Origin of the sequence: Nitrospirillum goiasense (genome assembly GCF_034427435.1) — a bacterium.
Classification (GTDB): Bacteria; Pseudomonadota; Alphaproteobacteria; order Azospirillales; family Azospirillaceae; genus Nitrospirillum.
Genome location: NZ_JAXQNP010000002.1, coordinates 1,917,292 through 1,943,529 on the forward strand (window position 1 = coordinate 1,917,292; position 26,238 = coordinate 1,943,529).

22 protein-coding genes are annotated in these 26,238 nt (G+C 67.8%); 14 read left to right on the plus strand and 8 right to left on the minus strand.

The features are described from left to right. Positions 1 to 4 precede the first annotated feature (4 nt). The 6 genes from ULB03_RS11405 (at position 5) to bla (ending at position 5,633) form a co-directional block, all read left to right on the plus strand. Complete coding sequence (locus ULB03_RS11405; protein ID WP_322483230.1) at positions 5 to 802, plus strand: ABC transporter ATP-binding protein; 798 nt, start codon at positions 5 to 7, stop codon at positions 800 to 802. Positions 803 to 822: 20 nt separating this feature from the next. Then, on the plus strand, positions 823 to 1,791 hold the full coding sequence (locus ULB03_RS11410) for an MlaD family protein (RefSeq protein ID WP_322483231.1): 969 nt from the start codon (positions 823 to 825) through the stop codon (positions 1,789 to 1,791). After that, complete coding sequence (locus ULB03_RS11415) at positions 1,788 to 2,471, plus strand: ABC-type transport auxiliary lipoprotein family protein (protein WP_322483232.1); 684 nt, start codon at positions 1,788 to 1,790, stop codon at positions 2,469 to 2,471. The genes ULB03_RS11410 and ULB03_RS11415 overlap by 4 nt, the downstream gene beginning before the upstream one ends. 20 nt (positions 2,472 to 2,491) lie before the next feature. Then, positions 2,492 to 3,271 (plus strand): DUF6969 family protein, encoded by a 780-nt coding sequence (locus tag ULB03_RS11420; RefSeq protein ID WP_322483233.1) that lies wholly within the window; start codon positions 2,492 to 2,494, stop codon positions 3,269 to 3,271. 243 nt (positions 3,272 to 3,514) lie between these two features. Further along, the gene (gene spbR, locus ULB03_RS11425) at positions 3,515 to 4,621 is read left to right on the plus strand and encodes a SpbR family protein (RefSeq protein WP_322483234.1); all 1,107 of its coding nucleotides are present in this window, start codon (positions 3,515 to 3,517) and stop codon (positions 4,619 to 4,621) included. Positions 4,622 to 4,625: 4 nt separating this feature from the next. Next, a complete protein-coding gene (gene bla, locus ULB03_RS11430; protein ID WP_322483235.1) occupies positions 4,626 to 5,633 on the plus strand; it encodes a class A beta-lactamase in 1,008 nt (335 codons plus the stop codon). A gap of 70 nt (positions 5,634 to 5,703) precedes the next feature. Here bla and ULB03_RS11435 read toward each other — a convergent pair whose 3' ends face one another. Both ULB03_RS11435 and ULB03_RS11440 read right to left on the minus strand, forming a co-directional pair. Beyond that, complete coding sequence (locus ULB03_RS11435) at positions 5,704 to 6,357, minus strand: response regulator transcription factor (protein WP_322483236.1); 654 nt, start codon at positions 6,355 to 6,357, stop codon at positions 5,704 to 5,706. Then, positions 6,354 to 7,460 (minus strand): sensor histidine kinase, encoded by a 1,107-nt coding sequence (locus tag ULB03_RS11440; RefSeq protein ID WP_322483237.1) that lies wholly within the window; start codon positions 7,458 to 7,460, stop codon positions 6,354 to 6,356. Before ULB03_RS11440 ends, ULB03_RS11435 begins: the two co-directional genes overlap by 4 nt. Positions 7,461 to 8,519: 1,059 nt before the next feature. On the opposite strand from ULB03_RS11440, the gene ULB03_RS11445 reads away from it, so the two are divergent. Together ULB03_RS11445 and ULB03_RS11450 are read left to right on the plus strand one after the other, a co-directional pair. Continuing rightward, complete coding sequence (locus ULB03_RS11445) at positions 8,520 to 10,703, plus strand: NRAMP family divalent metal transporter (protein ID WP_322483238.1); 2,184 nt, start codon at positions 8,520 to 8,522, stop codon at positions 10,701 to 10,703. After that, on the plus strand, positions 10,690 to 13,053 hold the full coding sequence (locus tag ULB03_RS11450) for a TonB-dependent receptor (protein WP_322483239.1): 2,364 nt from the start codon (positions 10,690 to 10,692) through the stop codon (positions 13,051 to 13,053). Before ULB03_RS11445 ends, ULB03_RS11450 begins: the two co-directional genes overlap by 14 nt. A 13-nt stretch (positions 13,054 to 13,066) precedes the next feature. Here the strand turns inward: ULB03_RS11450 and hrpB are convergent, their stop codons facing one another. Then, the gene (gene hrpB / locus ULB03_RS11455; RefSeq protein ID WP_322483240.1) at positions 13,067 to 15,574 is read right to left on the minus strand and encodes an ATP-dependent helicase HrpB; all 2,508 of its coding nucleotides are present in this window, start codon (positions 15,572 to 15,574) and stop codon (positions 13,067 to 13,069) included. A gap of 56 nt (positions 15,575 to 15,630) precedes the next feature. Beyond that, on the minus strand, positions 15,631 to 16,053 hold the full coding sequence (locus tag ULB03_RS11460; RefSeq protein ID WP_322483241.1) for a response regulator: 423 nt from the start codon (positions 16,051 to 16,053) through the stop codon (positions 15,631 to 15,633). A gap of 333 nt (positions 16,054 to 16,386) precedes the next feature. Between ULB03_RS11460 and ULB03_RS11465 the strand changes: the two genes are divergently transcribed. Both ULB03_RS11465 and pssA read left to right on the plus strand, forming a co-directional pair. Beyond that, a complete protein-coding gene (locus tag ULB03_RS11465) occupies positions 16,387 to 17,079 on the plus strand; it encodes a phosphatidylserine decarboxylase (protein ID WP_145730068.1) in 693 nt (230 codons plus the stop codon). After that, complete coding sequence (gene pssA, locus ULB03_RS11470) at positions 17,079 to 17,969, plus strand: CDP-diacylglycerol--serine O-phosphatidyltransferase (RefSeq protein ID WP_322483242.1); 891 nt, start codon at positions 17,079 to 17,081, stop codon at positions 17,967 to 17,969. The genes ULB03_RS11465 and pssA overlap by 1 nt, the downstream gene beginning before the upstream one ends. On the opposite strand, the gene ULB03_RS11475 is transcribed toward pssA, so the two are convergent. The 3 genes from ULB03_RS11475 to ULB03_RS11485 all read right to left on the minus strand — a co-directional run bounded on the left by ULB03_RS11475 (position 17,970) and on the right by ULB03_RS11485 (position 19,571). Continuing rightward, the gene (locus ULB03_RS11475; protein ID WP_322483243.1) at positions 17,970 to 18,791 is read right to left on the minus strand and encodes a class I SAM-dependent methyltransferase; all 822 of its coding nucleotides are present in this window, start codon (positions 18,789 to 18,791) and stop codon (positions 17,970 to 17,972) included. Positions 18,792 to 18,802: 11 nt separating this feature from the next. Next, positions 18,803 to 19,120, minus strand: coding sequence for a hypothetical protein (locus tag ULB03_RS11480; protein WP_322483244.1), 318 nt, complete (start codon positions 19,118 to 19,120; stop codon positions 18,803 to 18,805). 112 nt (positions 19,121 to 19,232) lie between these two features. Next, on the minus strand, positions 19,233 to 19,571 hold the full coding sequence (locus ULB03_RS11485) for a hypothetical protein (RefSeq protein WP_145730072.1): 339 nt from the start codon (positions 19,569 to 19,571) through the stop codon (positions 19,233 to 19,235). A 325-nt stretch (positions 19,572 to 19,896) separates the two neighbouring features. On the opposite strand from ULB03_RS11485, the gene ULB03_RS11490 reads away from it, so the two are divergent. Together ULB03_RS11490 and ULB03_RS11495 are read left to right on the plus strand one after the other, a co-directional pair. After that, on the plus strand, positions 19,897 to 20,499 hold the full coding sequence (locus ULB03_RS11490) for a response regulator (protein WP_322483245.1): 603 nt from the start codon (positions 19,897 to 19,899) through the stop codon (positions 20,497 to 20,499). A gap of 64 nt (positions 20,500 to 20,563) precedes the next feature. Next, entirely contained in the window at positions 20,564 to 21,109 is a 546-nt protein-coding gene (locus ULB03_RS11495) for a hypothetical protein (RefSeq protein ID WP_322483246.1), read from the plus strand. Between the two features lie 70 nt (positions 21,110 to 21,179). On the opposite strand, the gene ULB03_RS11500 is transcribed toward ULB03_RS11495, so the two are convergent. Further along, the gene (locus ULB03_RS11500) at positions 21,180 to 23,612 is read right to left on the minus strand and encodes a Tex family protein (RefSeq protein ID WP_322483247.1); all 2,433 of its coding nucleotides are present in this window, start codon (positions 23,610 to 23,612) and stop codon (positions 21,180 to 21,182) included. Between the two features lie 533 nt (positions 23,613 to 24,145). Here ULB03_RS11500 and ULB03_RS11505 point away from each other — a divergent pair. Continuing rightward, entirely contained in the window at positions 24,146 to 24,802 is a 657-nt protein-coding gene (locus ULB03_RS11505; protein WP_322483248.1) for a tetratricopeptide repeat protein, read from the plus strand. Then, complete coding sequence (locus tag ULB03_RS11510) at positions 24,799 to 26,226, plus strand: outer membrane protein assembly factor BamB family protein (protein WP_322483249.1); 1,428 nt, start codon at positions 24,799 to 24,801, stop codon at positions 26,224 to 26,226. Before ULB03_RS11505 ends, ULB03_RS11510 begins: the two co-directional genes overlap by 4 nt. Positions 26,227 to 26,238: the final 12 nt, after the last annotated feature.

A 26,238-nucleotide genomic window follows, 5' to 3' on the forward strand; every position in this document is an offset into this window, starting at 1 on the left:
GGCGATGATCCAGGACGCTCCGACGGACATGGCGGTGGGGAACAATGCCGAGCCCGTCATCCGGGTGCACGGCCTGGTCACGCGCTTCGGCCGCCAGACGGTGCATGATGGCGTGGACCTGGAGGTGCGGCGGGGCGAGGTCATGGGCGTCGTCGGCGGCTCCGGCACCGGCAAGTCGGTGCTGCTGAAGGAGATCATCGGCCTGCTGCGTCCCACCGCCGGCCGGGTGGAGGTGCTGGGCACCAATATGTGGACGGCCGACAGCGCCGCCCGACGCCGCATCCAGAGCCGCTGGGGCGTCCTGTTCCAGGACGGCGCGCTGTTCAGCTCCATGACCGTGGCGGAAAACGTCATGGTGGCGCTGAAGGAACACACCCACCTGGACGCCGGCCTGATCCAGGAACTGGCCCGCATCAAGATTTCCATGGTGGGCCTGCCGCCGGACAGCTGCTCCAAATACCCGTCCCAGCTTTCGGGTGGTATGCGCAAGCGCGCCGGCCTAGCCCGCGCCCTGGCGCTGGACCCGGAAATCCTGTTCCTGGATGAACCGACGGCGGGTCTGGACCCCATCGGCGCCGCCGCCTTCGACGAGCTGATCGGTACCCTGCAACGCAGCCTGGGGCTGACCGTCGTCATGGTAACCCACGATCTTGACAGCCTTTATGCCATTTGTGATCGCATTGCGGTGCTGGTCGACCGTAAGATGACGGTGGGAACCATTGACATGTTGCTGGCGGACACGCATCCCTGGATCCATGACTACTTCCATGGCCCACGCGGACGCGCGGCCGTGAAACGCTGAGCAGTTGGGGACTGAAACTCATGGAAACGCGCGCCAGCTACGCGCTCGTCGGCGGCTTCATCCTGGCACTGACGGCGGCCCTGTTCATCGCCATCGTCTGGCTGGCGAAAGTCCAGTTCGACAAGGCGTCGACACCGTATCGCATCTATTTCTCCGGCTCGGTCACCGGGCTGGTGGCGGGCAGCCCCGTGCGCTATCGCGGCGTGGCGGTGGGGCGGGTCACCGACATCCGCATCGACCCCGGCAATGTGGAGCGCATCGAGGTGAAGGTGGAGGTGCCCAAGGACACCCCCATCAAGTCCGACGCCGTGGCCTCGCTGGAGCCGGTGGGCGTCACCGGCGGCGTCTATGTCGAGATCGCCGGCGGCAGCCAGGAGGCGCCGCTGCTGCGCGAGACGCAGAACAACGTGGACGTCCCGGTCATCCCCTCGCGCCCCAGCAACATCGCCTCCCTGTTGCAGGAGGCGCCGCACCTGCTGGAAAACCTGATCAAGCTGTCGGACAGCCTGGCGGGCTTCATGACGCCCGACAACCAGAAGGCCTTCGCCTCCATGCTGGCCAACCTGGCCTCCACCGCCGGTGCCGCCAACGGCACGGTGCAGGACGCCGGCCACCTGGTGAATGAGCTGCGGGGCAGCGTGCGCCAGATCAGTCAGCAGACTGAGGCGCTGCTGACTGATACCCGCGCCACCGTGAACACGGTGGGCAGCGACGCCAAGCGCATCAGCGGCAACCTGAACCAGTCGGCGGAGGACGTGAAGGTCCTAACCCGCAACCTGAACCAGACGGTGGAACAGCTGCGCGGCATGGTGGAGGAGAATCGTGGTCCCATCCGCGACTTCACCTCCAGCGGTCTGTACGACTTGACCCAGCTCATCGGCGACCTGCGCACGCTCAGCAATAATCTGTCGCGGGTGACCAACCGCATTGAGAACGATCCGTCCGGCTTCCTCTTCGGTGGCCGGCAGCGTGGCGTGGAGGTGAAATGAGGGGGGCCGGTAAGGGGGCGTTGACGGGCGCGCGCGGGGCGTTGACGCGCCGCCGCCTGCTGTCGCGCGGCATGGGGCTGGTGGGCGGTGGCCTGGCGCTGGGGGCGCTGCCGGCCTGCTCCATCTTCGAAAGCCCGCCGCATGTGGTGCGCCTGACGGCGGCGCGGGAGTTCTCGCCCGCCCCGCCGGTGGGGTGGCAGTTGCTCGTGGGCGTGCCGGTCACCACCTCCGTCCTCAACACCAGCCGGGTCCCGCTGCGGCAGATGGAGGCCGGCTTCGGCTATTTCGACGCCGAGTGGCAGGACCCGCTGCCGGAAATGCTGCAGGGCCTGCTGATCGAGTCCTTCGAATATTCCGGCCGGATCACGGGGGTCGCGCGCGAGGGCTCGGGCCTGCGCGCCGATTATGTGCTGCTGACCGACATCCGCGACTTCCAGGCCGAATATCCCCACTCGACCGTGGAGGACGTGCCGACCGTCCATGTCCGGGTGGAGTGCAAGATGGTGACCTTGCCCCGCCGCACCATCCAGGAAAGCCAGGGCTTCGAGATCAGGGTGCCGGCCAAGGGCACGGGCTTCACCGCCGTGCTGGCCGCGTATGATGAGGCCTTCCACATGCTGGCCCGCCAGGTGGCCGAATGGGCCTTGCAGCCCGGACGGCGCGCCGGCGGCGGCGTCTGACGCGGGAAGGGACCAGCCCCATGCCCTTCCTTCGTGGGGCCGACAGCGGCGCTTCCATCATCGACGGCCTCCCCTCCGATACCTTGGCGCGCCTGGTCGAGGCGGCGCGCGAGGTGGCGCTGTGCGCCCGGGTGTTGGCCAAGACCGGCGACACGGTGCTGAGCGAGGCGATGCAGGACGCCGTGCCGCCGTTCGTTCCGTGGCAGCACCATCCGCCCGGCGACGTTTACGACAGCGAATACCACGCGCAATACTACTTCCACGCCCACCCGGAGTCGGAGCTGGTTGGGGAGGAGGTCGGGCACTTTCACACCTTCATGCGGCCGTTGGGCATGCCCGACGGCGTGGTGCCCGCCCCCCTGCCGGATCTGCAGCCGGACACCGACGGCAATGGCGCCCTCAGCCATCTCGTGGGCATTTCCGTCGATGGCATGGGCCGGGTGACGCGGCTGTTCACCACCAACCGGTGGGTGACGGGGGAAACCTGGTATGCCGCCGATGACGTCGTGCGCATGCTGGAGGGGTTCCAGATCGACCACGCGCGGCCATCCTGGCCGCTCAACCGTTGGATCACGGCGCTGGTCAGCCTGTACCGCGATGAAATCGCTGAACTTTTGCGGGAGCGGGACGCGACGGTCGCCCGTTGGCAGGCGGACCACCCGGGCAGTTACGTCTATGACGACCGCGGCTTGGAGGTGACCTCCGAGCGTCTGGTCGACGTGGAGGCGCGCATCCAGGACCTGGAGCGTGCGCTGCGCCGCCGGAACCGGCGGCAGTCCGCCGCCACCGATCCGGCCTGACATACCCAAGGGGGGCGCCTGGGAGGAGGACACCCGGGACAAGGCGCAGAATATCACCCAAATGGCGTTGGCCAAGATGGGGAAGGCTGTATTATTAATGACAGTGGTGACCCGGTGCCCATCGGGGACACCTAATTGTGGCGAAACCTGGCGCCCTCCATTCCTGTCGCGCGATATCGTCGGCGGGAGGCGATGACAAGCCAGGTGGCCGGCCGGTAGCGAAGGGAGCGGGTTGCCCTGCCAATGTCCGAGACCTTGACGCATCAGGATGTGCAACGGCTTTTGGCCGATCCATCCGCCACGACACGGGCCGAAATGGCCACCAAGGTCGCCGCCCAGTTCGGCGCCGACCAGCTTTCCCCGTCCGAGCGGGCCTTGGCCGAGGACATCGTCCGCCTGATGGCCCGGGACGCCGCCGTGCGTGTCCGGTCCGCCCTGTCGGAAAGCCTGAAGACCTATCCCGCGATTCCCCGCGACGTGGCGCTGCAACTGGCGCGCGACGTGGAGGAGGTGTCGCTGCCCTTCATCGAGGTCTCGGCGGTCCTGACCGACGCCGATCTGATCGAGCTGATCAAGACCGGATCGGACGCGAAACAATCGGCCGTGGCCAAGCGGCCCGAGGTGTCCGAGGGCGTGGCCGACGTGCTGGTGGAAACGGGGGCGGAAACCGCCGTCGCCACCCTCATGGGCAACGAGGCCGCCCGGGTGACGGAGGCCGCGCTGACCCGCGTGCTGAACCGTTTCCCCAAGAGCGACGCCGTCCACGCCCCCCTGATCGAGCGGGGCAGCCTGCCGGTCACCATCGCCGAGCGGCTGGTGACCATGGTGTCGGAACAGCTGCGCGAACGGCTGGTGGAACGGCATGAGCTGCCGGCCGACGTGGCCAGCGACATCGTCCTGCAAGGCCGGGAGAAGGCGACCTACGGGCTGGTGGGTGTCGCCACCGACGCCCAGCTGGAAACGCTGGTGGAGCAGCTCTACCGCAACGGCCGTCTGTCGCCGTCACTGCTGCTGCGGTCGCTGTGCATGGGCGACGTCGCCTTTTTCGAGGTGGCGCTGGCGCAGTTGGCCCGCATCCCCACGCCCAACGCCCGCATGCTGATCCATGACGCCGGCAAGCTGGGCATGAAGGCGCTGTTCGACCGCACCGGCATGCCGCAGTCCATCTATCCGGCCATCAAGGTGGCGCTGGACGTCGCCAGCGAGACGGAATTCGATGGCGGGGAGCATGACCTGGAGCGCCATCGCCGCAAGATGCTGGAGCGCATCCTCACCCAGTTCGAGGAAATGGCCAGCGATGACCTGGATTACCTGCTGAGCAAGCTGACAGACCTGACCACCAAGGTCTGACGCGATGCGCAAACCGCTCCTGGGTGCGGCTTGCGCCGCGTTCTTCACCCTTGCGGTCACCCTGTCCTCGGCCGCCGCCGGAACGCTGGACATGCGCGGCCTTCAGGCCCGCCTGGACCGGCTCGCCCATGATTTCCCGGGACGGGCCGGTGTCGCGGTGCGTGATCCGGCCACGGGTGCCGTGGCCGGGATCAGGGCGGACCAGCGCTTCCCCGAGCAAAGCGTGTTCAAGCTGACCGTCGCCATCGCCCTCTTGGACCTGGTGGACAAGGGGGCCATGGACCTCGACCACAAGGTCACGCTCTACCCAGAGGATCGGTCCGTCTATTGGCAGCCCCTGGCCAAGAACATCACGCCCGCCGGTTGGACCACCACGCTGGGGGACCTTATGGTCCGCATGGTGGCGGACAGCGACAACATCGCCGCCGACACGGTGCTGCGCCTGATCGGCGGTCCGGCGACGGTGCAGGCGGCCCTGAATGCCCGGGGGCTGGACGGCATCCGTGTGGACCGGGACGAACGTCACCTGCAAAGCGACATCCTGGGCCTGACCTGGACGGACGCCTACCGGGAGCCGGCGGCGTTCCAGGCCGCCGCCGAGGCCGTGCCCACGGCCACCCGCATCGCCAAGCGGGACGCGTACCTGGGCGATCCCCGCGACACGGCCACGCCCGCGGGCATGGCCGTGCTGCTGGAACGGCTGAACAAGGGCGACCTGCTGAGCCCCGCCAGCACCCGTCGTTTGCTGGACATCCTGGACCAGACGACGACCCAGCCCCATCGCCTGAAGGCGGGCCTGGGTGCCGGCTGGGCGGTGGCGCACAAGCCGGGCGCCGGCCCCTCTGTCGAGGGCGTGACGCTGGCCAACAACGATGTGGGCCTGATGACGGCGCCCGACGGCCGCCGGTACGCCGTGGCCGTCTATGTCGCCAGCGTTCGCGGCCCACGGGAGACGGCGGACGCCTTCATCGCCGCCGTGGCGCGCGCCGTGGTCGAGTCCTGGCGGGCCTGAACTGGGCGGGCCTAAGCTGGGCGGGCCTGAGGGGGCGGAGACTAGAGCCGGGCGGGCTTCACGCGCCGGGTCATTCCTGGGGAGGCGGCTTGGCCACACCCTGGATCTTCTCCGCCATGCGGCCCAACTCCAGCAGGGATGTCGCCTCCATCTTGCGCATGAGTTGCGCGCGGCAGATCTTCACGGTGATTTCACTCAGGTTCAGCGTGGCCGCGATCTGCTTGGACAATTGTCCCTTCAGGATCATGTCCATGACCTGCCGCTGGCGCGGCGACAGGCTTTGGTAGCGGCCATACACGTCCGAAACCTTGGCCTTTTCCGCCCGGCGGGCCGCGCTTTTCGCCAAGCCCGCATAGATCGCGTCCAGCAAGTCCTGTTCCTTGAACGGCTTGGTCAGGAACTCGATGGCACCGGCCTTCATGGCGCGGACGGACATGGGGATGTCGCCATGGCCGGTGATGAACACCACCGGGATTTCCTCATGCGCCGGTGCGAAAGCCTCCTGGAAATCCAGGCCGTTCTGGCCGGGCATCCGGATGTCCAGCACCAGGCACAGCGGCATGCCGGGCAGGGGCCAATCCAGGAATTCCTGCGTCGAGGCGAAGGCGTGGACTGGCAGGTCGAGGGAGTTGAATAGGTTGGTCAGTGCCTTGCGCACGGAGGGATCGTCATCAACGACGATGATGGCGCCTTTGGCTTCGAGGGACGATTGAGGGGCGGTCATGGTGTCTTCTTCCTCTCGCCGGGCACGGTGAAATGGAAGGTCGCGCCGGCTGTTCTGTTGGGCGTCGCCCAGATGGCGCCGCCATGGCTTTCAATGATGGAGCGGCATATGGAAAGCCCTATGCCCATGCCGCCCTGCTTGGTTGATTTGAAGGCGTCGAACAGGGTGCCCATGCCGCCCGGGGCGATGCCGATCCCGTCGTCCTCGACCCTGACCAGGACATCGTCCTTGTCGCGCGTCGAGGACTCGATCCTGATTTCGCGCTTGCTCCCCGGGGCCGCGTTGATCGCGTCCACGGCATTCGTTAGCAGGTTGAGCACGACCTGTTGCAGTTGGACGTGATCGCCGAAGATGGGGGGCAGGTCCTCGGCCAGGTTGGTGCGCACCGTCACCTGGTCCTCCCGCAGGCGGGATTGCATCAGGGCCACCACATCCTGGATCACGTCGTTGATCCCTACCCGGGCCTTCTTCAGTTCCCCACGGGTGGCCAGCGCGCGGACGCGCCGGATGATGTCGCTGGCCCGTTCCGCGTCATCGACGATGCTTGCGATGGACTCGCCGATCTTCTCAAGATTGGGGGGCGTGGCGCGCAGCCAGCGGGTGCAGGCGTTGGCGTTGGTGATGATGGCCGCCAGGGGCTGGTTGACCTCGTGCGCGATGGACGCGGCCATTTCACCCAAGGTGGTCACGCGGGCCATGTGGGCGAGGTCGGCTTGCGCCCTCTCGGTCAACAGACGCGCCGTCTCGATCCGGATCGCCAGATAGGTCGTGGCCCCGATCGCCAACAGGCTGATCGACGTGTTGGCGATGCCGCTCCGGTAATTACCGTCGGGCGTCAAAATGAAACTGACCACTGTCAGTGTGGAGCAAATCGCCGACACCGACAAAACGCCGGTTGTCCTGCAGAAAATCGACGAGAGCAGGACCACCACCACATAAAATGTGGCCGCCGAAATCTCATAAGGGGTAATGGTGTCTATTATAAAGACGGCGGCCGTTATGATCACGGCGATGGCAGGGATGATGGCCGATCCCAGGATCTTGTTCTTCTTGGTATTCCAGAAGCCGCCCGATGAAGGGCGCTGTTCGTTGGGGATGGTCATTTGGGCCCGCATGCGCTCATCAACGATCTCTGCGATGATACTGCAGTCGGTCCCGCAGGTGGCGCGATTACATGCATGAGGGAAAGGCATTCCTCGTCCGCGACGGGCCGGTTGAAGGGGGCGGGCCAAGCAAGGCACCCACTAATCCATTCAAAAACAATGAGTTCGTCTGCCAAGCGACATCGGATCGGCGCGGCCGACATACCCGCGTATACTTGTAATATACGCGGTGAATTAATTATGACTGGGGTGCGCCGCGATGGTCATAGGGCCGCCGCCGCGTGCTCCCGCCTCTTCCAGGCTGGGGCCGTCCTGCACCGTAAGGGATCACATGAACCCGCGATCTAGCACCGACCCCCTGGAGGGCGATAGTAGGCGCACGCCTGCCGTCGGCACTTCACAGGGGTGGATCGTCCCGGGGATCGCCCTGTCACCGTAGCAGCGCCAGCGCCTCGACGCCGGCATTGTTGCGCCAGGCCGCCCCGGGTTCGAGCAACCGCTTGACCTCATGGAGGTGGCCATGGCCGCTTTTCTCGACTTCGACGCCCGCCGGGCGTCCACCGTGTCCGCTCGTCCGTTTGCGCCGCTGGCGCTGGCGCACTCCCTGGCCCCGACTGGCTTTCAGTGCCAGCGGCCGAAACTCTGCCTGCGTTGGAAAATGGGCCCGAATGGCCGCCCCGTCTCCGACTGGGGCGCCCAGGCTCAGGGCTGAGACATCACCGCGCGGCGCCCCACCGCGTGGCTGATGGCCGGGGCGGTGCCACCGCCGAGTGACCCCGCCCCGGCGCTTCCATACCCGAAATCCGCCTGATCAGAGGCCATCGCGACAGGCTCCGCCGTTGCTTGCCGACTCATGGGGTACATGCCCTTTGAGGCGTGTGGGCGCGCGCGCCGCTGGCCGCGTCCAGCCCCCCGCTGGGGGCGGTCCCAGGAATGAAATCATGAACTCATTGATCGTGTTGTTGTCGGCCGGCGCCGAAAAGCGGTGCCGCGCGACTATCGTTGGTCTGGCCGAGACGCAGGCCAGGCGGCCTTGCGTCGTTGGGGAGGTCTGAAACCATGAACCACCGTGTCCCCCGCCGCGACCACGGCCCTGCGGCGTCGGATTTTTCCGGCCATTCCCCCACCGCGCTGGAGCAGATCGAGCTGGCGTCAAGCGCGCCGGCGGTGCTGGATGCCGCCCACATCGGCGACATCCAGGGCGCGTTCGGCACGATCCGGCGCGGCGACACTGCCGTCCGCAAGACCTGGCGGGCCCGGTTGCTCACCCTGTTGGCCATCATCGGCCCGGGGCTGATCGTCATGGTCGGCGACAACGACGCCGGCGCCTTCGGCACCTATACCCAGGCGGGGCAGAATTATGGCCTCACCCTGTTGTGGACGCTGATCCTGCTGATCCCCGTGCTGTACGTGAACCAGGAGATGGTGGCGCGGCTGGGGGCGGTGACAGGTGTCGGCCATGCCCGGCTGATCTTCGACCGCTTCGGCAAATTCTGGGGGGCGTTCAGCATCATCGACCTGGTGTTGTTGAACGCGCTGACCATCGTCACCGAATTCATCGGCATCACCTTCGTGCTGCAGTATTTCGGCCTGCCGAAAGTCCCGGGCCTCATCGCCGCGTCCGTACTCATCATCGGCGCCGTCAGCACGGGCAGCTTCAAGCAGTTCGAGCGCTTTGCCCTGGTCCTGGTGGCCGGCAGCCTGCTTCTGCTGCCCGTGCTTTTCGCTGTGCATCCCCCCATTGGCGAGATCGCCCACGGCCTGTTCGTGCCGCAGTGGCCGGCGCATTCCGACATGGCGACGGTCATGCTGCTGATCATCGCCATTGTCGGCACGACCATCGCACCCTGGCAGCTGTTTTTCCAGCAAAGCTATATCATCGACAAGCGCATCACGCCGGCGTTCACCACCTATGCCAAGGTCGATCTCTGGATCGGGATCGGCCTGGTGATCATCGGCGCCGTCGCGATGATGGCGTTTTGCGCGGCCTTGTTCGCCGGCAAGCCCGAGTTCGGGCATTTCTCGGAGACGGGCGGCGTCCTCGTCGCGTTGCATGACTATGTCGGGCCCGTCCCGGCGGCGTTCTTCGCCATCGCCCTGCTGGATGCCTGCCTCATCGGCGCCGCCGCGGTTTCCCTGGCGTCCTCCTACGCCATCGCCGACGTCTTCCGGGTCCGCCACTCCCTGCACCGCAAGATCACCGACGCGACGGGCTTCTACGTGGCGTATGGCGCGCTCATCGCCATCGCCGCCGGGCTGGTGGCGTTCTCCAGCGATGCCTTCCTGGGCTTCCTGACCAACGCCGTCCAGGCCCTGGCGGGGGTCCTGCTTCCCAGCGCCACCGTGTTCCTGCTGTTGCTGTGCAACGACCGGGCGGTGCTGGGCCCCTGGTGCAACGGGACGTGGCGCAACCTCTTCACCGGCCTGGTGATCTGGGTCCTGGTGTTGCTGTCCATCATCCTGACGGTGGCCACCGTCTTCCCGGATATCGGTGCCGTCATCATCCTGAAAATCCTCGCCGGCGGCGTCATGCTGGGCTTGGTGGGCCTGGCTGCGCTGGCCCCCCATGTGCGGCGCCATGTCGGGCGGAACGGCCTGATGGGGCATGATGTCGACCGCCGTTTCCAGGCGATGGCGCCGGCCCGGCGCCGGACGTGGCGCATGCCGCCGCTGGACCAACTGCCGCCGCCCAAGATGACGGGCATGACCCGGCTGTGGATGGGGGTGCTGCGCGGCTACCTCTTCATCGCCGTCGCCCTGATCTTCCTGAAAATCCTGGAGGCGGCCATCGGGCTGGATGCGCCCATCCCGCAAATCGGGGCCCTGTGGCCGCGGACCGGGACGACGGCGTCCGTTGCATCGGACGGGCCGTCTGTTTCCCCGCGCCCGGCGAAAGTAAGGGAAGGGTACTCAAATGACCTGCCCCCACCCCCACCATGCCCTGCCGCTGCGGCTTCGCCTTCAACTCTGGGCGCTCTGGCAGATCGAGACCTTCCTCCTTGCCGTCCTGCCGAAAGGGCACCTCAAGCGGTTGGGCCTGGATTGGGTCGACCGCCGCTACCAGGCGATCCACGCATGGGTCGAACGGCAGGGAACCTGCAGGCGTTAGCCATAAACAATGCTGGGAACGCCCGGTATTTATCCCAACTTTTGAAAACAAAACAAACAGACGGAGCGCCCTTCGAATATTGGCGAAGGGCAGGTTTCCGCACGGCCAGATTGGAACATCATGACCCTCTGTGAACTTTTTCCCCGCTCCCGCGTGTCGCCGCCGGGTATGGCGGGCAGCCTGCGGGCGTCCGCGCTTGCCCTTATTCTTGGCGGCTTTTCTTCACCGGCGCTGGCCCAGGAACCGGCCACCGCGTCCGGGGACGCGCCGGTCGAGGAGATGGAGATCGTCGTCGTGGCGCGCCGGGGAAGTGCCACCGATGGGACCACCGCGCCGGTGGGGCCCAACCAGTTCGTGCTGAACAGCAACGACTGGGCCGACGCCATGGCCGGCACCAGCGCCCTGGCCCTGGTGAAGAACCTGCCCGGGGTGACCTTCACCTCGACCGACGCCTATGGCCTGGACCTTTCGGACGGTTTCCTATTGGTCCGGGGGTTCCGCCAGAACGAGCTGGCGATCACCTTCGAGGGCATTCCGCTCAATGACGGCAGCTATGGCAGCGTCACCGGGACGGCGCCGCTGAACATCGGCGTGACCGATGATATCGGCAGCATCAAGGTCGCCCCCGGGTCCGCCGGCGTGGACACGTTCTCGAACTCGGTGGATGGCGGCGAAATGCGCTATGCGCTGATCGATCCCGACACCAAGCCGTCGCTGAGCGTGACCCAGGGCTATGGCAGCAACAACACCCTGGTCACCAGCGTCACGGGGCAGACCGGGCGGATCGGCGACGACGGTCCCCGTGTCCTGCTGGGCGTCGAGCGGATTTCCAAGGACAAATACACGGATGCGGGCACGCAATACATGCTGCACGCCAACGCCAAGGTGGTTCAGGACGTGCCATGGGGCGATTTTACCGCGTTCTTCTCCTACTCCCGCGCGGAGATCTGGGGATACAACAATACGTCGTTCGATATGTTGTCCAAGCTTGGCTGGAACGGGACCGACATCCTCTACCCCAACTACGCACGGGCGGTCTTTGTGGCGTCACCCCAGAACGCCAACGCGTCGTGCGGGGCCTATACCTGCGGGGAATTGGCATCGCTGGTCCCCTATGACACCGGGCAGGCCACCGACGATTTCGTGGGCAACCTGACGCACAATTTCCGCCTGTCGGACGCGCTGTCAGGCAGCGTCATGGCCTATGGCGCCGTCAGCGACTCCAACATCGAAATCGCGGACGTCACCACTCCGTCGCAGACCGGCGCCCCGTTCTCTTCGCAGGTCTGGCGAACCCGCCCCCAGCGCTTCGGGGGCACAGCCAACCTGTCCTATGACTGGGGCGCCCACACCCTTTCCGCCGGCCTGTGGATCGAGCGGGGGACGTCCACCTCGCAATTCGCCTGGTATAACCAGCCGTTGCCGGGGCAGGGCGCCCCGCTGAAGGCCATCGGGCCGTACGATACCTACGGCCCGGCCTTCCAGACCGCGAACGACTCCCGCTGGAGCACCGATTCCCGGCAGATCTATGTGCAGGATGTCTACAAGCCGTCGGAGACGGTGACGATCAAGGGCGGCATCAAGGCCGTGGATTTCACGACCAGCGGCGGCGGCGTCGGCCCCGACCAGGCGCCGAACGGAACGTTGAGCGCGCGCGATTCCTTCCTGCCGCATCTGTCGGTCGACTGGCGTCCGGACCCCGACACCTCGATCTACGCCGATATGGGGGAAAGCATGATCGGTTACCGCGTGTCGTCGCGCGGCAACATCGGCCCTGTCTCCTCCGCCTGGGCGGCGGACAGCCAGGACATCTTCGACGCGGCGCGCGCCCTGCTGAAGCCGGAGCGGGACTGGAACTTCACCGTCGGCGCCTATCATGACTTCGGCGATCTCAGCCTGACCGTCGACGCCTACTACGGCATCGTCCTCGACCGTCTGCTGAACGGCACCAGCGGGCCGCAGTTCAACCCGGTGCGCACCGTGGGCATCGTGTCCCGGTCCAGCCTGGTGGGCGGGGACGCGACCGTCAGCGCCAAACCGGCGTCGTGGCTGACGCTGTCCCAGTCGGTGTCGGTCAGCAAGTTGCGCTATGAGTCCGACCTGACGATGCCGGACGGCACCAGTCCGCTGAAGGGCCATTATCAACCGGGCTATCCCGGCGTGTCCCTCATCACCCAGGTTACGGCGCGGTATGACGGGTTTGAAACCGGCGTCACCAGCACCGTCTATCTGGACAACCCGTTCACCTACACCAACGACATCTATGTGCCCGATTATTGGGAGATGAACGCCTATGTGGCCTATCATCTCCCCCAGGGGAACACCCTGCCGGACCTGACATTCCGCCTCAGCGTCAACAACCTGACGGACCGGCACAACATCGGGTCCGTGGGCATCGGCGGTTACGCCGTGTCTGGCGATTACCAGACGTTCATGCGGTCGGCGCCGCGGCAGTTCCTGTTCACCGTCACGACGAAGTACTGACCCGTGTGCCCCGTCACGTCCCGCGCCGCTTGGCCCGGGCCGTCGGTTCCGCCTCCAGCGGGTTGTCGGGCCAGTAATGGCGGGGGTAGCGCCCCGCCAGGTCCTTCTTCACGTCCCGATAGGTGTTGGCCCAGAAGGAGGCGAGGTCGCGGGTGACCTGGATGGGCCGGTGGGCCGGGGACAGCAGGTGCAGCAGCACGGGCACGCCGGCCACGCTCGGCGTCTGGGCCAGGCCGAACAGCTCCTGCAGGCGCACCGCCAGGGTGGGGATTTCGCCGGAATAGTCGATGGGCAGGCGCGACCCGCTGGGCACGTCTATATGAGTGGGCGCCTGGCGCTCCAGCTCCTGGCCCTGCGACCAGTCCAGCATGGCGGTCAGCGCACTGTGCAGGTCCAGGCGCTGCAGGTGGCCGGCGCGGCTGATGCCCGCCAGATAGGGGGCGAGCCAGCTGTCCAGGTTGGCCAGCAACGCCTCGTCCGACAGGTCGGGCCAGGTGTTCTGGCCGCCGGAGCGGTGCAGGAAGCGCACCCGTTCCCGCCATCCCTCCAGCGCTTTGGTCCAGGGCAGGGCGGCCAGGCCCATCTCGCGGATGCCGGCCATCATGGCGGCGGCCATGGCCTCGGGCGAGGGCTGGCTCAGCGCCTCGTCCTTCAGCACCAGGCCGAACAGCCGGCGGCGCCGGCGGGCCAGCACGGCCTGGTCGCGCCCGTCCCAGCTCACCAGCTCTTCCGTCACGATGCGGTCGGCATAGACCTCCTCGATCTCCTCCCGCGTGATGGGGGCCGCCAGGTAGATGCGGGCCTCGCGCGTGTCGCCGTCCAGGTCGCCGACCGCCAGCCAGTCCTGGCGCGACAGGGCGTCGGCGGTGTCCAGCACGGCGCCCTTGCCGTTGGCCAGGCGGTATTGCCCTTGGCCGCCGGGGCGCTTTTGCGCCAGCCGGTCGGGATAGGCCAGCGCCAGCAGGCGGCCGGCATCCTCGCCGGTGAAGCTGCGGTCGGTGATGCGCAGCTGGCGCATGGTTTGGCGCGCGCTTTCCCGGATCTGGCGCAGGGCGTTGCGGTCGGCCATGCCGCTGTCCTGGCCGGACAGCAGGTCCAACCGGCGGCGCAGGTCGGCGTCCCGGGAAATGCCGCGCAGGGGGTCGCGCTCCTCCAGCAGCGCCGCCAGATGGGCGGCGGCGGCGCCCATGCCCAAATCCATGCCCACCAGCACCATGTGGGCCAGGCGCGGATGCATGCCCAGCGCCGCCATGCGGCGGCCGTGGGGGGTGATCTTGCCGTCGGCGCCGAGGGCGCCCAGTTGGCCCAGCAGCGTGCGGGCCTGGGCCAGGGGGGCCGCCGGCGGCAGGTCCAGCCAGGGCAGGGCGGTCACGTCATCGACACCCCAGGCCGCCAACTCCAGCGCCAGGGGCGCCAGGTCGGCGCGCAGGATTTCGGGCGGGGCGTAGGGCGCCAGCGCGCGGTCCGCCTGCTCGCTCCACAGGCGATAGCAGACGCCCGGCTCCAGGCGGCCGGCGCGGCCCCGGCGCTGGTCGGCGGACGCGCGCGAGACGCGGGCGGTTTCCAGCCGGTTCATGCCGCTGCCGGGGTCGAAGCGGCCCAGGCGGGCCTGGCCGGCATCGACCACGATGCGGATACCGTCGATGGTCAGGCTGGTTTCGGCGATGGCCGTGGCCAGCACGACCTTGCGCTGGCCCACCGGCGCCGGGCGTATGGCGGCCTCCTGCTGGTCCAGCGCCAGGTCGCCGTACAGCGGGGCAATCACCACGTCGCGGGGCAGGCCGAGGTCGGCCAGGGCCTTTTCCGTGCGCCGGATTTCGCCCGTCCCCGGCAGGAAGACCAGGGCGCTGCCCGGCTCATCGGCCAGCGCCCGCTTGACCACGCGCGCCACCGCCGTCTCCAGCCGGTCGGTGGGCGCCGGCTCGACCCAGCGCGTCTCCACCGGGAAGGCGCGGCCTTCGCTGGACACCAGGGGGGCGGCGATCCTTTCCCCAGTGGCCAGCAGCGTGGCCACCGCGGCCCCGTCCAGGGTGGCGGACATGACCAGCAGGCGCACGTCCTCGCGCAGCAGGCCCTGGGCCTGCAGGCAGAAGGCCAGCGCCAGGTCGGCGTCCAGGCTGCGTTCATGGAATTCGTCGAACAGCACGGCGCCCACGCCGTCCAGCGACGGGTCGCCCTGCAGTTGGCGCAGAAACAGGCCTTCGGTCACCACCTCGATGCGGGTGCGGGGGCCCACGCGGGTGTCCAGGCGGACGCGATAGCCCACCGTCTCCCCCACCGCTTCGCCCAGGGTGTCGGCCATGCGCTTGGCGGCGGCGCGGGCGGCCAGGCGCCGGGGTTCCAGCATGATGATCTTCTGGCCGGCCAGCCAGGGCTGGTCCAGCAAGGCCAGGGGAACGCGCGTGGTCTTGCCGGCGCCGGGGGCGGCCTGCAGCACGGCGTTGGGCGTGTCCGCCAGCACCCGCAACAGGTCCGGCAGCACGGCATCGATGGGAAGGGCGGTCTGGTCGATGGGCGGCATGGCGCCGTCATACCGCGCGGCCGTTGGCTCTGCCAGCGTTACGGTTGGTCAGACCGTCAGGCGAGGCTCAAGGCGCCCAGGCTGCGCTGGAAATCCTCAGGACGATAGGGCTTGGTGATGAAGCCCAGGGAGACGGAAGGGGCGCGGCTGCGCAGGATGTTGGCGTCGACGGCGCTGGTGAACAGGCTGCGGATGCCGAAGCGCTTCCAGATGCGATCCGCCGCCTCCACGCCATCGCCGCCGCCGCGCAGCATGACGTCCATCAGCACCAGATCGGGGCGGTGGCGGTCCACGGCGTCGACCGCCTCATCCACCGACGACGCCACGGCGCAGACCTCGTGCCCCTGAAGCAGGAGGATTTGCTCAAGGCCGAGGGCGATGAGCGCCTCATCCTCCACCACCACGATGCGATACCGGGGGCGACGGGCCGTGGAGGACCGCTGCGTCAGTTCCCGATCGATTGTCTGTTCGGCACGCACGGTTTCAACCTGTCAACGTCGCGAAGTACCGGGGCGCGCCGTTGCCAGAGGCTGACCCAGAGTGACTACATTTTTCCTCAAAACGAACCGAAAGGGTATCCGCCCTTGCGGAAGAGCCTGGTAGGCAACCCGTTATAGTTCGCTGGGTGGGTCATGGGGCCATTGACCCTAACAAGGGGTAGCGCGAAAAACGGCCTTGAACAGGCCCGGTCCATTGCAGTCGACCCGAACGACATGGAATGGCACTTAAAATCCGGGGCGGGGGTGTCTACACTAGGGGATCGACCGTCCTCCTTGGGCCCTCCCGCGTGGGCCCGTCTTCGGAAAGTGCAAATGTCCGCTCTCAGCACCGTCATCGTGCCGATCAACCGTGCCGGCTGGCCGTTCATCCTGGCCTTCGCCGTGGCGACCCTCATCCTGTTCTGGCTGTCCACCTTCCTGGGCTGGATCGGGGTGATCCTGACGGCATGGTGCGCCTATTTCTTCCGCGACCCCGACCGCGTGGTGCCCACCCGCCCAGGCCTGATGGTCAGCCCGGCCGACGGTGTGGTGCAGATGATCACCCAGGCCGTGCCGCCGCCCGAACTGGGCATGGGCCCGGCGCCGATGACCCGCATCAGCATTTTCCTGAACGTGTTCAACGTGCACATCAACCGCACCCCGATCGAGGGCACGGTGACGCGGGCCGAATACCACCCGGGCAAGTTCCTGAATGCCGCCCTGGACAAGGCCAGCGACCTGAATGAGCGCATGAGCATCCGCCTGGCCATGCCCGATGGCCGCGAGATCGCCTTCGTCCAGATCGCCGGCCTGGTGGCCCGCCGCATCATCTCCACTCTGAAGCCGGGGCAGGTGGTGTCGACCGGTGAGCGCTATGGCCTCATCCGCTTCGGCAGCCGCACCGACATCTACCTGCCGGACGGGGTGCAGCCCCTGGTCGTCGTCGGGCAGAAGGCGCTGGGCGGCGAAACCATCCTGGCCGACTTGACCAGCGTCGAGCCGCAGCGCCAGGGCGTGGTGCGCTGATGGCGCAGCGTCCCCCGGCCCTGGGCGGGGGCACGCTGGGGCGGCGGCGCCGGGCCATCCGGCCGCCCCGCCTGGGCGGCCTCACCATCAACAAGCTTCTGCCCAACATGCTGACCGTGCTGGCGCTGTCGGCCGGCATGACGGGCATCCGCTTCGCCACCGACCAGCGCTGGGAACACGCGGTCGTCGCCATCGTGGTGGCCGCCGTCCTGGACGCGCTGGACGGCCGAATCGCCCGTTTGCTGAACGCCCAGAGCAAGTTCGGCGCAGAGCTGGACAGCCTTTCCGACGTGGTCAGCTTCGGCGTGGCGCCCGCCATGATCCTGTACATGTGGGGGCTGAACGAGGCGCGCAGCTTCGGCTGGATCGCCTGCCTGCTGTTCGGCGCCTGTGCCGCCCTGCGCCTGGCGCGGTTCAACACCGCCCTGGGCTCCGCCGCGCAAAAGCCGGTCTGGGCCTATAATTACTTCACTGGCGTGCCCGCCCCGGCCGGCGCCGGTTTGGCCCTGCTGCCCATCGTCGCCAGTTTCGAGCTGGGGCGCACGGTTGTGGGCCATCCGGTCTTCGTCGTGATCTGGACCGTGGGCATGGCGGCGCTGATGATCAGCGCCATCCCCACCTTTTCGCTCAAGGGCCTGCGCATCCACCCGCGCTATGTCGTCTTTGTCTTCCTGGGGCTGGTCCTGCTGGCGGCGGGCGTGGTCAGCGCCCCCTGGACCACCCTGCTGATCCTGGGTCTGGGGTATCTCGTCACCCTGCCGTTCAGCGTGCGCCAGTATCGGCGCCTGATGGACCAGGCCGAGTCCCTGGTTGGCGGGGAGATCGGTGGGGAGGATGCTCCCGCGGCCGAGGCGGCGGCGGAGGAGACGGCGGCACCGCCGCCCGCCTGATCAGGCTTTCCGCGCCACCACCAGCCGGGCATGGAGATGGACGGGCACCCGCCCGTCCTGATCCGCCTGCACTTGCACGCGGGCGGCGATGTGCCCCTCCAGCGCCGCGCGCTCTTCCCGCGCCAGTCGGGCCAGGGCGGGGGCGAACGCCATGTCCAGGGTGGGGCGCCAGAACGGCTTGGCGGCATCGGCCAGTGCCGTCTGCCGCACGGCCGTTTCCGATACGCTGTCGAAGCCGGCGTCCTGGAACAGCCGGGACAGGCTGCCGTCCTCCGCGAAGCGGAACAGCACCGCCAGCTCGGGCATTCCCCCCAGCGCGTCATCCACCAGCCGGAACAGGGTATTGTCGGCCTGCGGGCCCCAGCACAGCGCCGCCGCGATGCCGCCGGGGCGCAAGGTGCGATGCATCTCCGCCACCGCGCGCGGGGCCTCGGGCACGAACATCAAGCCAAAGCGGCAGCTGACCCGGTCCACGCTGGCGGCGCCCAGGGGCAGGGCGGTCATGTCGGCCGTCATGAAGGACAGGGAGCCGAGGCCGGCGCCGCGGCGCCGGGCGCCGGCCAGCATGGCGGGCACCAGGTCGCTTGCCAGCACCTGGCCGGCGGGGGACATGCCCTTGGCGGCGGTGATGGCCGGTTCGCCGGCGCCGCTGGCGAGGTCCAGCAGCAGGTGATGGGGATGAAGGTCCAGGGCCGCGAGCAGCGGCCCGTTCAGCCGCGCGGCGGGATCGGCCATGGCGTCGGCCCAGCGGTCCCAGGCCTGGCCGCTGTCATGCCAGCGGCGGATTTCATCTTCACGAACGGGGGCTATGCCGGCGGCCATGCCGCCGCCCCTCAATGCAGGACTCGGGGGTGATGGTCCTGGGCCTCATACCCGCCATCGGCCAGGCGGTGGCGCAGCATGTCCACCTCCTCCGCCAGGCGCTGGTTGAACTCACCCAGACGCTGCACCTGGCCCGCCAAATCGGTCAGGTCGCCTTGCAACCGCGTCAGATGGTCGGAGGCGGTGCGGGCCAGGTTGGACTGCCGCACGGCCAAGCGCCCCAGGCGCCGCCAGACATAACCGACGCTGAGGGCGGCGGCGGTCAGCACCGCGACGCAGGCGAAGACCAGGAACAGGGCGGGGTGGGCGTTGTCCAACTGCGACAGCATGTGCGTTCAACCATGGCGGCCGCGGATGGGATGGCGGCGGTTGACGGGGGCGGTGACCTTCTACAGATAAGCTTGGCACCGTCCGGTGAAAAGGCCGCGATTGCGGCCCGGGTCACGACAGGCTGGTTGTGGCCTCGGCGAAATGGTCGGGCGTCAATGCCGCCAACTTGTCGCCGAAGGCGCGCAGGACCGGCAGGAAACGGTCGATCTGCTCCCGCGTCACATGGGCGTCGGTGCGCAGGATGATGTCGGGGGCCGCCTGCAGCAGCTGTGTCATGCGGAAAGGGCCGATCTGGTCATCCAGGAACATGGACAGTCCCATCAGCATGCCCAGCGTCACGTCGTCGGGGGCGCTGGGCGTGTTCAGCACATCGTGCAACTGCTCCATCAGCGTGTAGGTCAGGACCGACGTGCGTTCGATGAGATTGTTATGAGGGATAGGCCGGGACATGGGACTGGCGCTCCTTTCAACACCTCCCCTGGGGAATGGGGCGCCGCAGGGGCGCTCCGTCCGGGGATGGGGAACCTTAAGGCGGCGCTTGTCACCAAACCGTTAACTGCGTGCGAACCCCTGGCGGCAATACGGCGGGGCGGGTGTGCAACGGGATAGGGTGGCGGTCGGCGTGGGGGTGGGGCCCGCTTTCACCGCTTTAACCCGCGCGTCCGTGGACAGAAGGGGCTACACTGGCGGGCATTGAGGGGGCCGGCTGGCATCAGGCGTTATGGCATCAGCAAAGTCCGGAAAATACTACCGCTTGGACGGATTGAGCGTTCTGGTGGCCGACGACAACCGCTTCGTGCGTACCATCCTGGTCGGGGTGCTGCGGGGCTTGGGCGTCGGCCGCGTGCTCCAAGCCGAAAGCGGGGAGGAGGCGACCGCCATCCTGGACGTGTCGACCCAGATGCAGGGTGCCAGCGACATCGACATCGTCTTCGCCGATCACCTCATGTCGCCTGTCGACGGGCTGGAATTGCTGCGGTGGGTGCGCGCCCATGAGCATGAAAAGCTGAAGTTCATCCCCTTCGTCATGATGAGCGGCGAGGCTGATGACAAGGCCGTGTTCATGGCGCGCGACAGCGGGGTGACCGAATACCTGGCCAAGCCCATGTCGGTGGCCAACGTCGCGTCACGGCTGCTGGCCATCGTGGACAAGCCCAGGCCCTTCATCCGCGCGCCGGGTTACATGGGGCCCGATCGCCGGCGCCAGACCTTGCCGTATAACGGCGAGGATCGCCGCGTCCTGGCCGGCCAGCGCGTCACCCTGGAAGAGTCGCGGGAGGAGGCGCTCCCGCCCGTGGGCCAGGCCGTGCCGGAAGCGGCCGCCGGGGAACCCGCCGCCATCGGCACGGCGGAAGGCCTGACGGAAACAGTGGATTAAGACCAATGATGAACCCGGCGGACGATGTGCTGGAAAGTTGTGATCCCTTAGAGGAGGGACGGGTATGACGGACAAGGCCGACAAGGAAACGCCAGGCAAGCCCCTGCCCGGCAAGGGCACGCGGGTGGTGGAGATCATTGAGCTGCCGAACAAGCTGCGCGCCAAGGTGGGCGGGACGGACGGCAAGCCCGGGCAGATCGATCCAGCAGCCATCGAGCGGGCCAACAACCATGTGGCCCGCATGGCGAAGGCGCACCAGGCCCAGACCCGCATCGACCTGACCAGCCTGCAAGCCGCGTTCGAACAGGCGAAGCGCGACCCGGACAACCGCGCCCGGCACCTGCGCAAGGTCTACAAGATTTCCGACGGCATCATGACCCTGGGCCGTACCTTCGGCTACAACCTGCTGTCGGATTTCGCCAATTCCATGAACCAGTTCCTGGTGGACCTGGACAATCCCACCGATGCCCTGCTGACGGTGGTGGGCCTGCATATCGACGCCATGCACGTCGTGGTGCGCGACGATATCAAGGGGGACGGTGGGGAACTGGGGCAGGCCTTGACCAAGTCCCTGGCCCTGGCCCGCGCCAAGATGATTCACAAGCGTTAAGGGGGCTGGGCGCCAGCCTCCGCTAGCGGCATGAGCGCCGGGCCCATGCCGCTGGATCACCGTTTCCGGCTTACTTGTCTTTTCGCGCGCGGGCGAAGGCGTCGGCCAGGGCGCCGCCGAAAGCGTTGCCGAAGCTGCCGCCACGCGACTCCTGGGGCTTGCCGCCGCCCGGCTTGCGATCCCCGGGCTTACGATCCCCTTGTGGGCGATCCCCCTGTGGGCGCCCCCCCTGGGGCCGCTGGCCGCCAGGGCCGCGGCCGTCACCACGGTTGCCGGGGCGGGCGTCGTCCTGGCGGGGGCCATTGCCGGCCGGCCGGGCGGCCTGCTCCTCCAGCCGCATGGTCAGGGCGACGCGGCGGCGCTTCAGGTCCACCTCCAGCACCTTGACCTTGACGATGTCACCGGCGGTGACGACGGCGTGCGGGTCCTTCACGAACTTGCCGGCCAACTGGCTGATGTGGACCAGGCCGTCCTGATGCACGCCCACGTCGACGAAGGCGCCGAAGGCGGTGACGTTGGTGACCACGCCCTCCAGCACCATGCCGGGCTGCAGGTCCTTCAGTTCCTCGACACCTTCCTTGAAGGCGGCGGTCTTGAACTCGGGCCGGGGGTCGCGGCCGGGCTTTTCCAGTTCCTTGAGGATGTCCTCGACCGTTGGGATGCCGAAACGATCATCGGCGTAATCCGCCGGGTCCAGCGACCGCAGGAAGGGCACGTCGCCGATCAAGGCCGACAGGGTGCGGCCGGTCTTGGCCATGATGCGTTCCACCACGGCGTAGGATTCGGGGTGCACCGCCGACCCGTCCAGGGCGTTGTCGCCGTCGCGGATGCGCAGGAAGCCGGCCGCCTGTTCGAAGGCCTTGGGGCCCAGGCGCGACACGTCCAGCAACTGGCGGCGGTTGCGGAAGGCGCCGTGCGTGTCGCGGTGCTCCACGATGTTGCGGGCGATGCTGTCGCTCAGGCCCGACACGCGGGCCAGCAGCGGCACCGAGGCGGTGTTGAGGTCCACGCCCACGCCGTTCACGCAATCTTCGACCACGGCGTCCAGGGTGCGGGCCAGCTTGGTCGGGCTGACGTCATGCTGGTACTGCCCCACGCCGATGGATTTGGGATCGATCTTCACCAGTTCGGCCAGCGGGTCCTGCAGACGGCGCGCGATGGAGACGGCGCCGCGCAGGCTGACGTCCAGGTTGGGGAACTCCTTGGCCGCCACCTCCGACGCCGAATAGACCGAGGCGCCGGCCTCCGACACCATGATCTTGGTCAGCTTCAGCTGCGGGAACTGGGCCATCATGTCGGCCGCCAGCTTGTCCGTCTCGCGCGAGGCGGTGCCGTTGCCGATGGCGATCAGGCCGACGTCATGGCGGCCGGCCAGGGCCGCCAGCGTGGCGATGGACCCGGTCCAGTCGCGGCGCGGCTCATGCGGATAGATGGTGGTGGTTTCCAGCAGCTTGCCGGTGGCGTCGACCACCGCCACCTTCACGCCGGTGCGGATGCCGGGGTCCAGGCCCAGGGTGGCGCGCTGGCCGGCGGGCGGGGCCAGCAACAGGCCCTTGAGGTTGCGGCCGAAGACGGCGATGGCCTCATCCTCCGCCCGGTCGCGCACCGTGCCCATGAGGTCCAGTTCCAGGTGCAGGGCGATCTTGGTGCGCCAGGCCCAGCGGCAGGTGTCCAGCAGCCAGCGGTCGGCCGGCCTGCCCCGGTCCTGGATGCCGAATTGGTTGGCGATGGCCGCCTCGCAGGGGTGCTGCTGGCCGGGCGCCGGATCCTCGCCCACCTTCATGGCCAGGTCCAGGATGCCGCCGGCGCGGCCCCGGAACAGGGCCAGGGCGCGGTGCGAGGGCAGGTTGGACAGGGGCTCCGCCTTGTCGAAATAGTCGGAGAACTTGGCGCCCTCCTCGGCCTTGCCCTCGACGACGGTGGAGACGAGCCGGCCGTGTTCCTGGCAATAGCCGCGCAGGAAGCCCAGCAGCTCCGCGTTTTCGCCCATGCGCTCCACCAGGATGGCGCGGGCGCCGTCCAGGGCGGCCTTGGTGTCGGCGACACCCTTCTCGGCATCGACGTAGGGGGCGGCGCTGGCCTCCGGCTCGTGGGTCGGGTCGTTCAGCAGCAGGTCGGCCAAGGGCTCCAGGCCCGCCTCCCGGGCGATCATCGCCTTGGTGCGCCGCTTGGGCTTATAGGGCAGGTACAGGTCTTCCAGCCGCGTCTTGGTGTCGGCGGTGGCGATCTGGGTCTGCAATTCGGGCGTCAGCTTGCCCTGTTCCTCGATGGACTTGAGGATGGTGGCCCGCCGTTCCTCCATCTCGCGCAGGTAGCGCAGCCGCTCATCCAGGGTGCGCAGCTGGGTGTCGTCCAGGCCGCCCGTCGCTTCCTTGCGGTAGCGGGCGATGAAAGGCACGGTCGAGCCTTCGTCCAGCAGGGCAACCGCCGCCGCCACCTGTTCGGGGCGGGCGGAAAGTTCGGTGGCGATGAGGCCGACGATGCGGCGCGCGGTGTCAGTCATGGCGGCTATGGATCACGCGTGGTGGCAAGGCAATGGCCCGGAATGGGGCCCTGGGTCATTACCGCGATGCGGCGGGGACCGCCAGTCTTTGCTGCGTCTACTCCCTTGGGGTGGGGTTATCCACCTTTCGGGCAGGGGAATCGGGGCCCGGGGCCCGGCACCATTCCTGGCCTTATCCGGTCGGGTGGCCCTATAGCTGGGGTGTGGGGCGGTCCCGGCTTTGTCTTTTGGACAGGGATGCAATGGTTTCCCCTGCCACGCTCCACAGACTTATCCACAGAGGCGGTTTATTTTGCGCGGCAAAAGCGACCGACCGATAGGAAATGGCCTCTCCGCCCGTGCCAAGGTCGGCTGATTTAATCTATGCTGCCCGCCCGGCCATGACTGGCGGGGCGATGTCGCCGTTTTCGGGGACGGCGGGCAGGGGGATTTGGGGGGCAACCGATCCGGACTTTCCTTGACCGTCACGCGCCCCTCTGGTATCGGCGCGGATTGCTGTTATGGTGCCGGCCTCGGTGTCGAAGAGTGAGCTGATGAGCGATATTTTCCGCGAGGTCGATGATGACCTTCGCCGCGAACGACTGGAAAAACTGTGGCGCCAGGTCGGGCCTTACCTGCTGGTGGGGGCTGTTGCCATCCTGGCCGGCACGGCCGGCTATGTGGCCTGGAACCAGCACCGCACCAAACAGGCGATCGAGCGCACCAGCGCCCTGATCTCCGCGACGGAGAAGGTGGCCCCCGCCCTTGATGGCGGCAACGTCAAGGACGCGCTGGCCGCGCTGGCGGCCGTGACGCCGCAGCTTGGTGGCGCGCCGGCCACGCTGGCCCGCCTGCAAGAGGCGGGGCTGAAGGCCGCCAGCGGCGACGCCGCCGGCGCCATCGCCATTTACGACCAGATCGCCGGCAGCGCCGACAACGATCCCCTGTTCCGCGACCTGGCCCAGATCCTGGCCGTGATGCAGCAGGTGGATACCGGCAACCCGGCGCAACTGCAGTCGCGCATCGCGGGCCTGACCAAGGGCCCCTGGCGTTACACCGCGCAGGAACTGTCCGGTTTGCTGTACCTGCGTGCCAACGACCTGGCCAAGGCCAGGGAGATTTTCCAGTCCCTGTCCGCCGACCCGGCCGCACCCCAGGGTGTCCGCGCCCGCGCCGCCGATCTCGCCGCCCTCTACGCCGAGCAGAAATGACCGACAAGAACGCCGTCACCGGCCTGATCTCCACCGTGGCCTCCGCCTCCGCCGCCGGGGGCCCTGCGGCGGCCCGGCCCATGCGCGTCCGCCGCGCCATTGGTCTCAGCACCGCGCTGGTGGCCTGCACGCTGCTGACCGGCTGCGGCATGTTCGATTGGCTGGGCTTGGGCGATGACAGCAAGCCCAAGGAAAAGCTGGCCGGCAACCGCATCTCGGTGCTGCAGCTCGACCAGCAGATCGAGCCGGACAGCCAGGCCCAGTCCAAGCAGGTCACGCTGCCCGACGCCGTGACCAACACCGACTGGACCCAGCCCGGTGGCAACGCCGCCCACAACCCTGGCCACGTCAGCCTGCCCAAGACCTTGAAGGAGGCTTGGAAGGCCAGCGTCGAGGGCTCGTCCAGCGACAACCGTCTGCTGGATGGTCCGGTGGTTTCCGACGGCAAGGTCTATCTGCTGGATACCGACTTCGTGCTGCACGCCTTCGACGAGGCCACCGGCAAGAAGATCTGGGAAAGCGAGATGAAGCGGCCGGATCAGGAAGGCTCCGCCATGGGTGGTGGCGTCGCGGTGGGCGACGGCGCGGTGTTCGTCACCACCGGCTATGGCGAGGCCATCAAGGTCGACCCCAAGGACGGCAAGGTTGCCTGGCGGCAGCGTATCGCCGCCCCCATCCGTTCCGGCCCCACGGTCGCCGGCGGCCGCGTGTTCGTGGTGACCATCGACAACCAGTGCATCGTCCTGGCATCCAACAACCGCGTGCTGCAATGGACGCACGCCGGTTTCCCGGAGCCGGCGGCCCTGCTGGGCGGCGCCAGCGCCGCAGTCGAGAACGACATCACCATCATCCCCTATTCCTCGGGTGAGCTGTACGCCCTGCGTGTGGACAACGGCCATCCGGCGTGGAGCGACAACCTCGCGTCCGCGCGCCGGGGCGCCAACCTGGCCAATCTGGCGGACATCAAGGGCCTGCCCGTGGTGGATCGCGGCCAGGTCTACGCCATCAGCTATTCCGGCCGCATGGTCGCCATCGACCAGCGCACCGGCCAGCACGTCTGGGAACAGGATGTGGGCGGCCAGAACCAGCCGGCCGTGGTCGGCGACTGGGTTTTCGTCGTGAACAACGAGGCCCAGCTGGTGGCGCTGACGCGTGACACCGGCCGTGTCCGCTGGATCAAGCAGCTGGAACGCTGGGAGAATCCGGAGAAGCGCAAGGATCCGATTAACTGGGTTGGTCCTATTGCAGCCGGTGGACGCTTGATTATGGCCAACAGCCTGGGGCAGGTTGTGGAAGCGTCGCCCGCCAACGGCGACATCCTCAACAAGATTGAGTTCGACGACCCCATCAGCGTTGCCCCGATCGCGGTCAACAACACCCTGTTTGTGCTGACGGACGCCGGCGACCTCTTCGCGTATCGATAAGGCGTTTTAGTT

What these genes read in the sequence shown, in the direction of transcription:
- ULB03_RS11405 (WP_322483230.1), top strand. Translation starts at nt 5, where the DNA reads ATGATCCAGGACGCTCCGACGGACATGGCGGTGGGGAACAATGCCGAG.
- ULB03_RS11410 (WP_322483231.1), top strand. Translation starts at nt 823, where the DNA reads ATGGAAACGCGCGCCAGCTACGCGCTCGTCGGCGGCTTCATCCTGGCA.
- ULB03_RS11415 (WP_322483232.1), top strand. Translation starts at nt 1,788, where the DNA reads ATGAGGGGGGCCGGTAAGGGGGCGTTGACGGGCGCGCGCGGGGCGTTG.
- ULB03_RS11420 (WP_322483233.1), top strand. Translation starts at nt 2,492, where the DNA reads ATGCCCTTCCTTCGTGGGGCCGACAGCGGCGCTTCCATCATCGACGGC.
- spbR (WP_322483234.1), top strand. Translation starts at nt 3,515, where the DNA reads ATGTCCGAGACCTTGACGCATCAGGATGTGCAACGGCTTTTGGCCGAT.
- bla (WP_322483235.1), top strand. Translation starts at nt 4,626, where the DNA reads ATGCGCAAACCGCTCCTGGGTGCGGCTTGCGCCGCGTTCTTCACCCTT.
- ULB03_RS11435 (WP_322483236.1), bottom strand. Translation starts at nt 6,357, where the DNA reads ATGACCGCCCCTCAATCGTCCCTCGAAGCCAAAGGCGCCATCATCGTC.
- ULB03_RS11440 (WP_322483237.1), bottom strand. Translation starts at nt 7,460, where the DNA reads ATGACCATCCCCAACGAACAGCGCCCTTCATCGGGCGGCTTCTGGAAT.
- ULB03_RS11445 (WP_322483238.1), top strand. Translation starts at nt 8,520, where the DNA reads ATGAACCACCGTGTCCCCCGCCGCGACCACGGCCCTGCGGCGTCGGAT.
- ULB03_RS11450 (WP_322483239.1), top strand. Translation starts at nt 10,690, where the DNA reads ATGACCCTCTGTGAACTTTTTCCCCGCTCCCGCGTGTCGCCGCCGGGT.
- hrpB (WP_322483240.1), bottom strand. Translation starts at nt 15,574, where the DNA reads ATGCCGCCCATCGACCAGACCGCCCTTCCCATCGATGCCGTGCTGCCG.
- ULB03_RS11465 (WP_145730068.1), top strand. Translation starts at nt 16,387, where the DNA reads ATGTCCGCTCTCAGCACCGTCATCGTGCCGATCAACCGTGCCGGCTGG.
- pssA (WP_322483242.1), top strand. Translation starts at nt 17,079, where the DNA reads ATGGCGCAGCGTCCCCCGGCCCTGGGCGGGGGCACGCTGGGGCGGCGG.
- ULB03_RS11475 (WP_322483243.1), bottom strand. Translation starts at nt 18,791, where the DNA reads ATGGCCGCCGGCATAGCCCCCGTTCGTGAAGATGAAATCCGCCGCTGG.
- ULB03_RS11480 (WP_322483244.1), bottom strand. Translation starts at nt 19,120, where the DNA reads ATGCTGTCGCAGTTGGACAACGCCCACCCCGCCCTGTTCCTGGTCTTC.
- ULB03_RS11485 (WP_145730072.1), bottom strand. Translation starts at nt 19,571, where the DNA reads ATGTCCCGGCCTATCCCTCATAACAATCTCATCGAACGCACGTCGGTC.
- ULB03_RS11495 (WP_322483246.1), top strand. Translation starts at nt 20,564, where the DNA reads ATGACGGACAAGGCCGACAAGGAAACGCCAGGCAAGCCCCTGCCCGGC.
- ULB03_RS11500 (WP_322483247.1), bottom strand. Translation starts at nt 23,612, where the DNA reads ATGACTGACACCGCGCGCCGCATCGTCGGCCTCATCGCCACCGAACTT.
- ULB03_RS11505 (WP_322483248.1), top strand. Translation starts at nt 24,146, where the DNA reads ATGAGCGATATTTTCCGCGAGGTCGATGATGACCTTCGCCGCGAACGA.
- ULB03_RS11510 (WP_322483249.1), top strand. Translation starts at nt 24,799, where the DNA reads ATGACCGACAAGAACGCCGTCACCGGCCTGATCTCCACCGTGGCCTCC.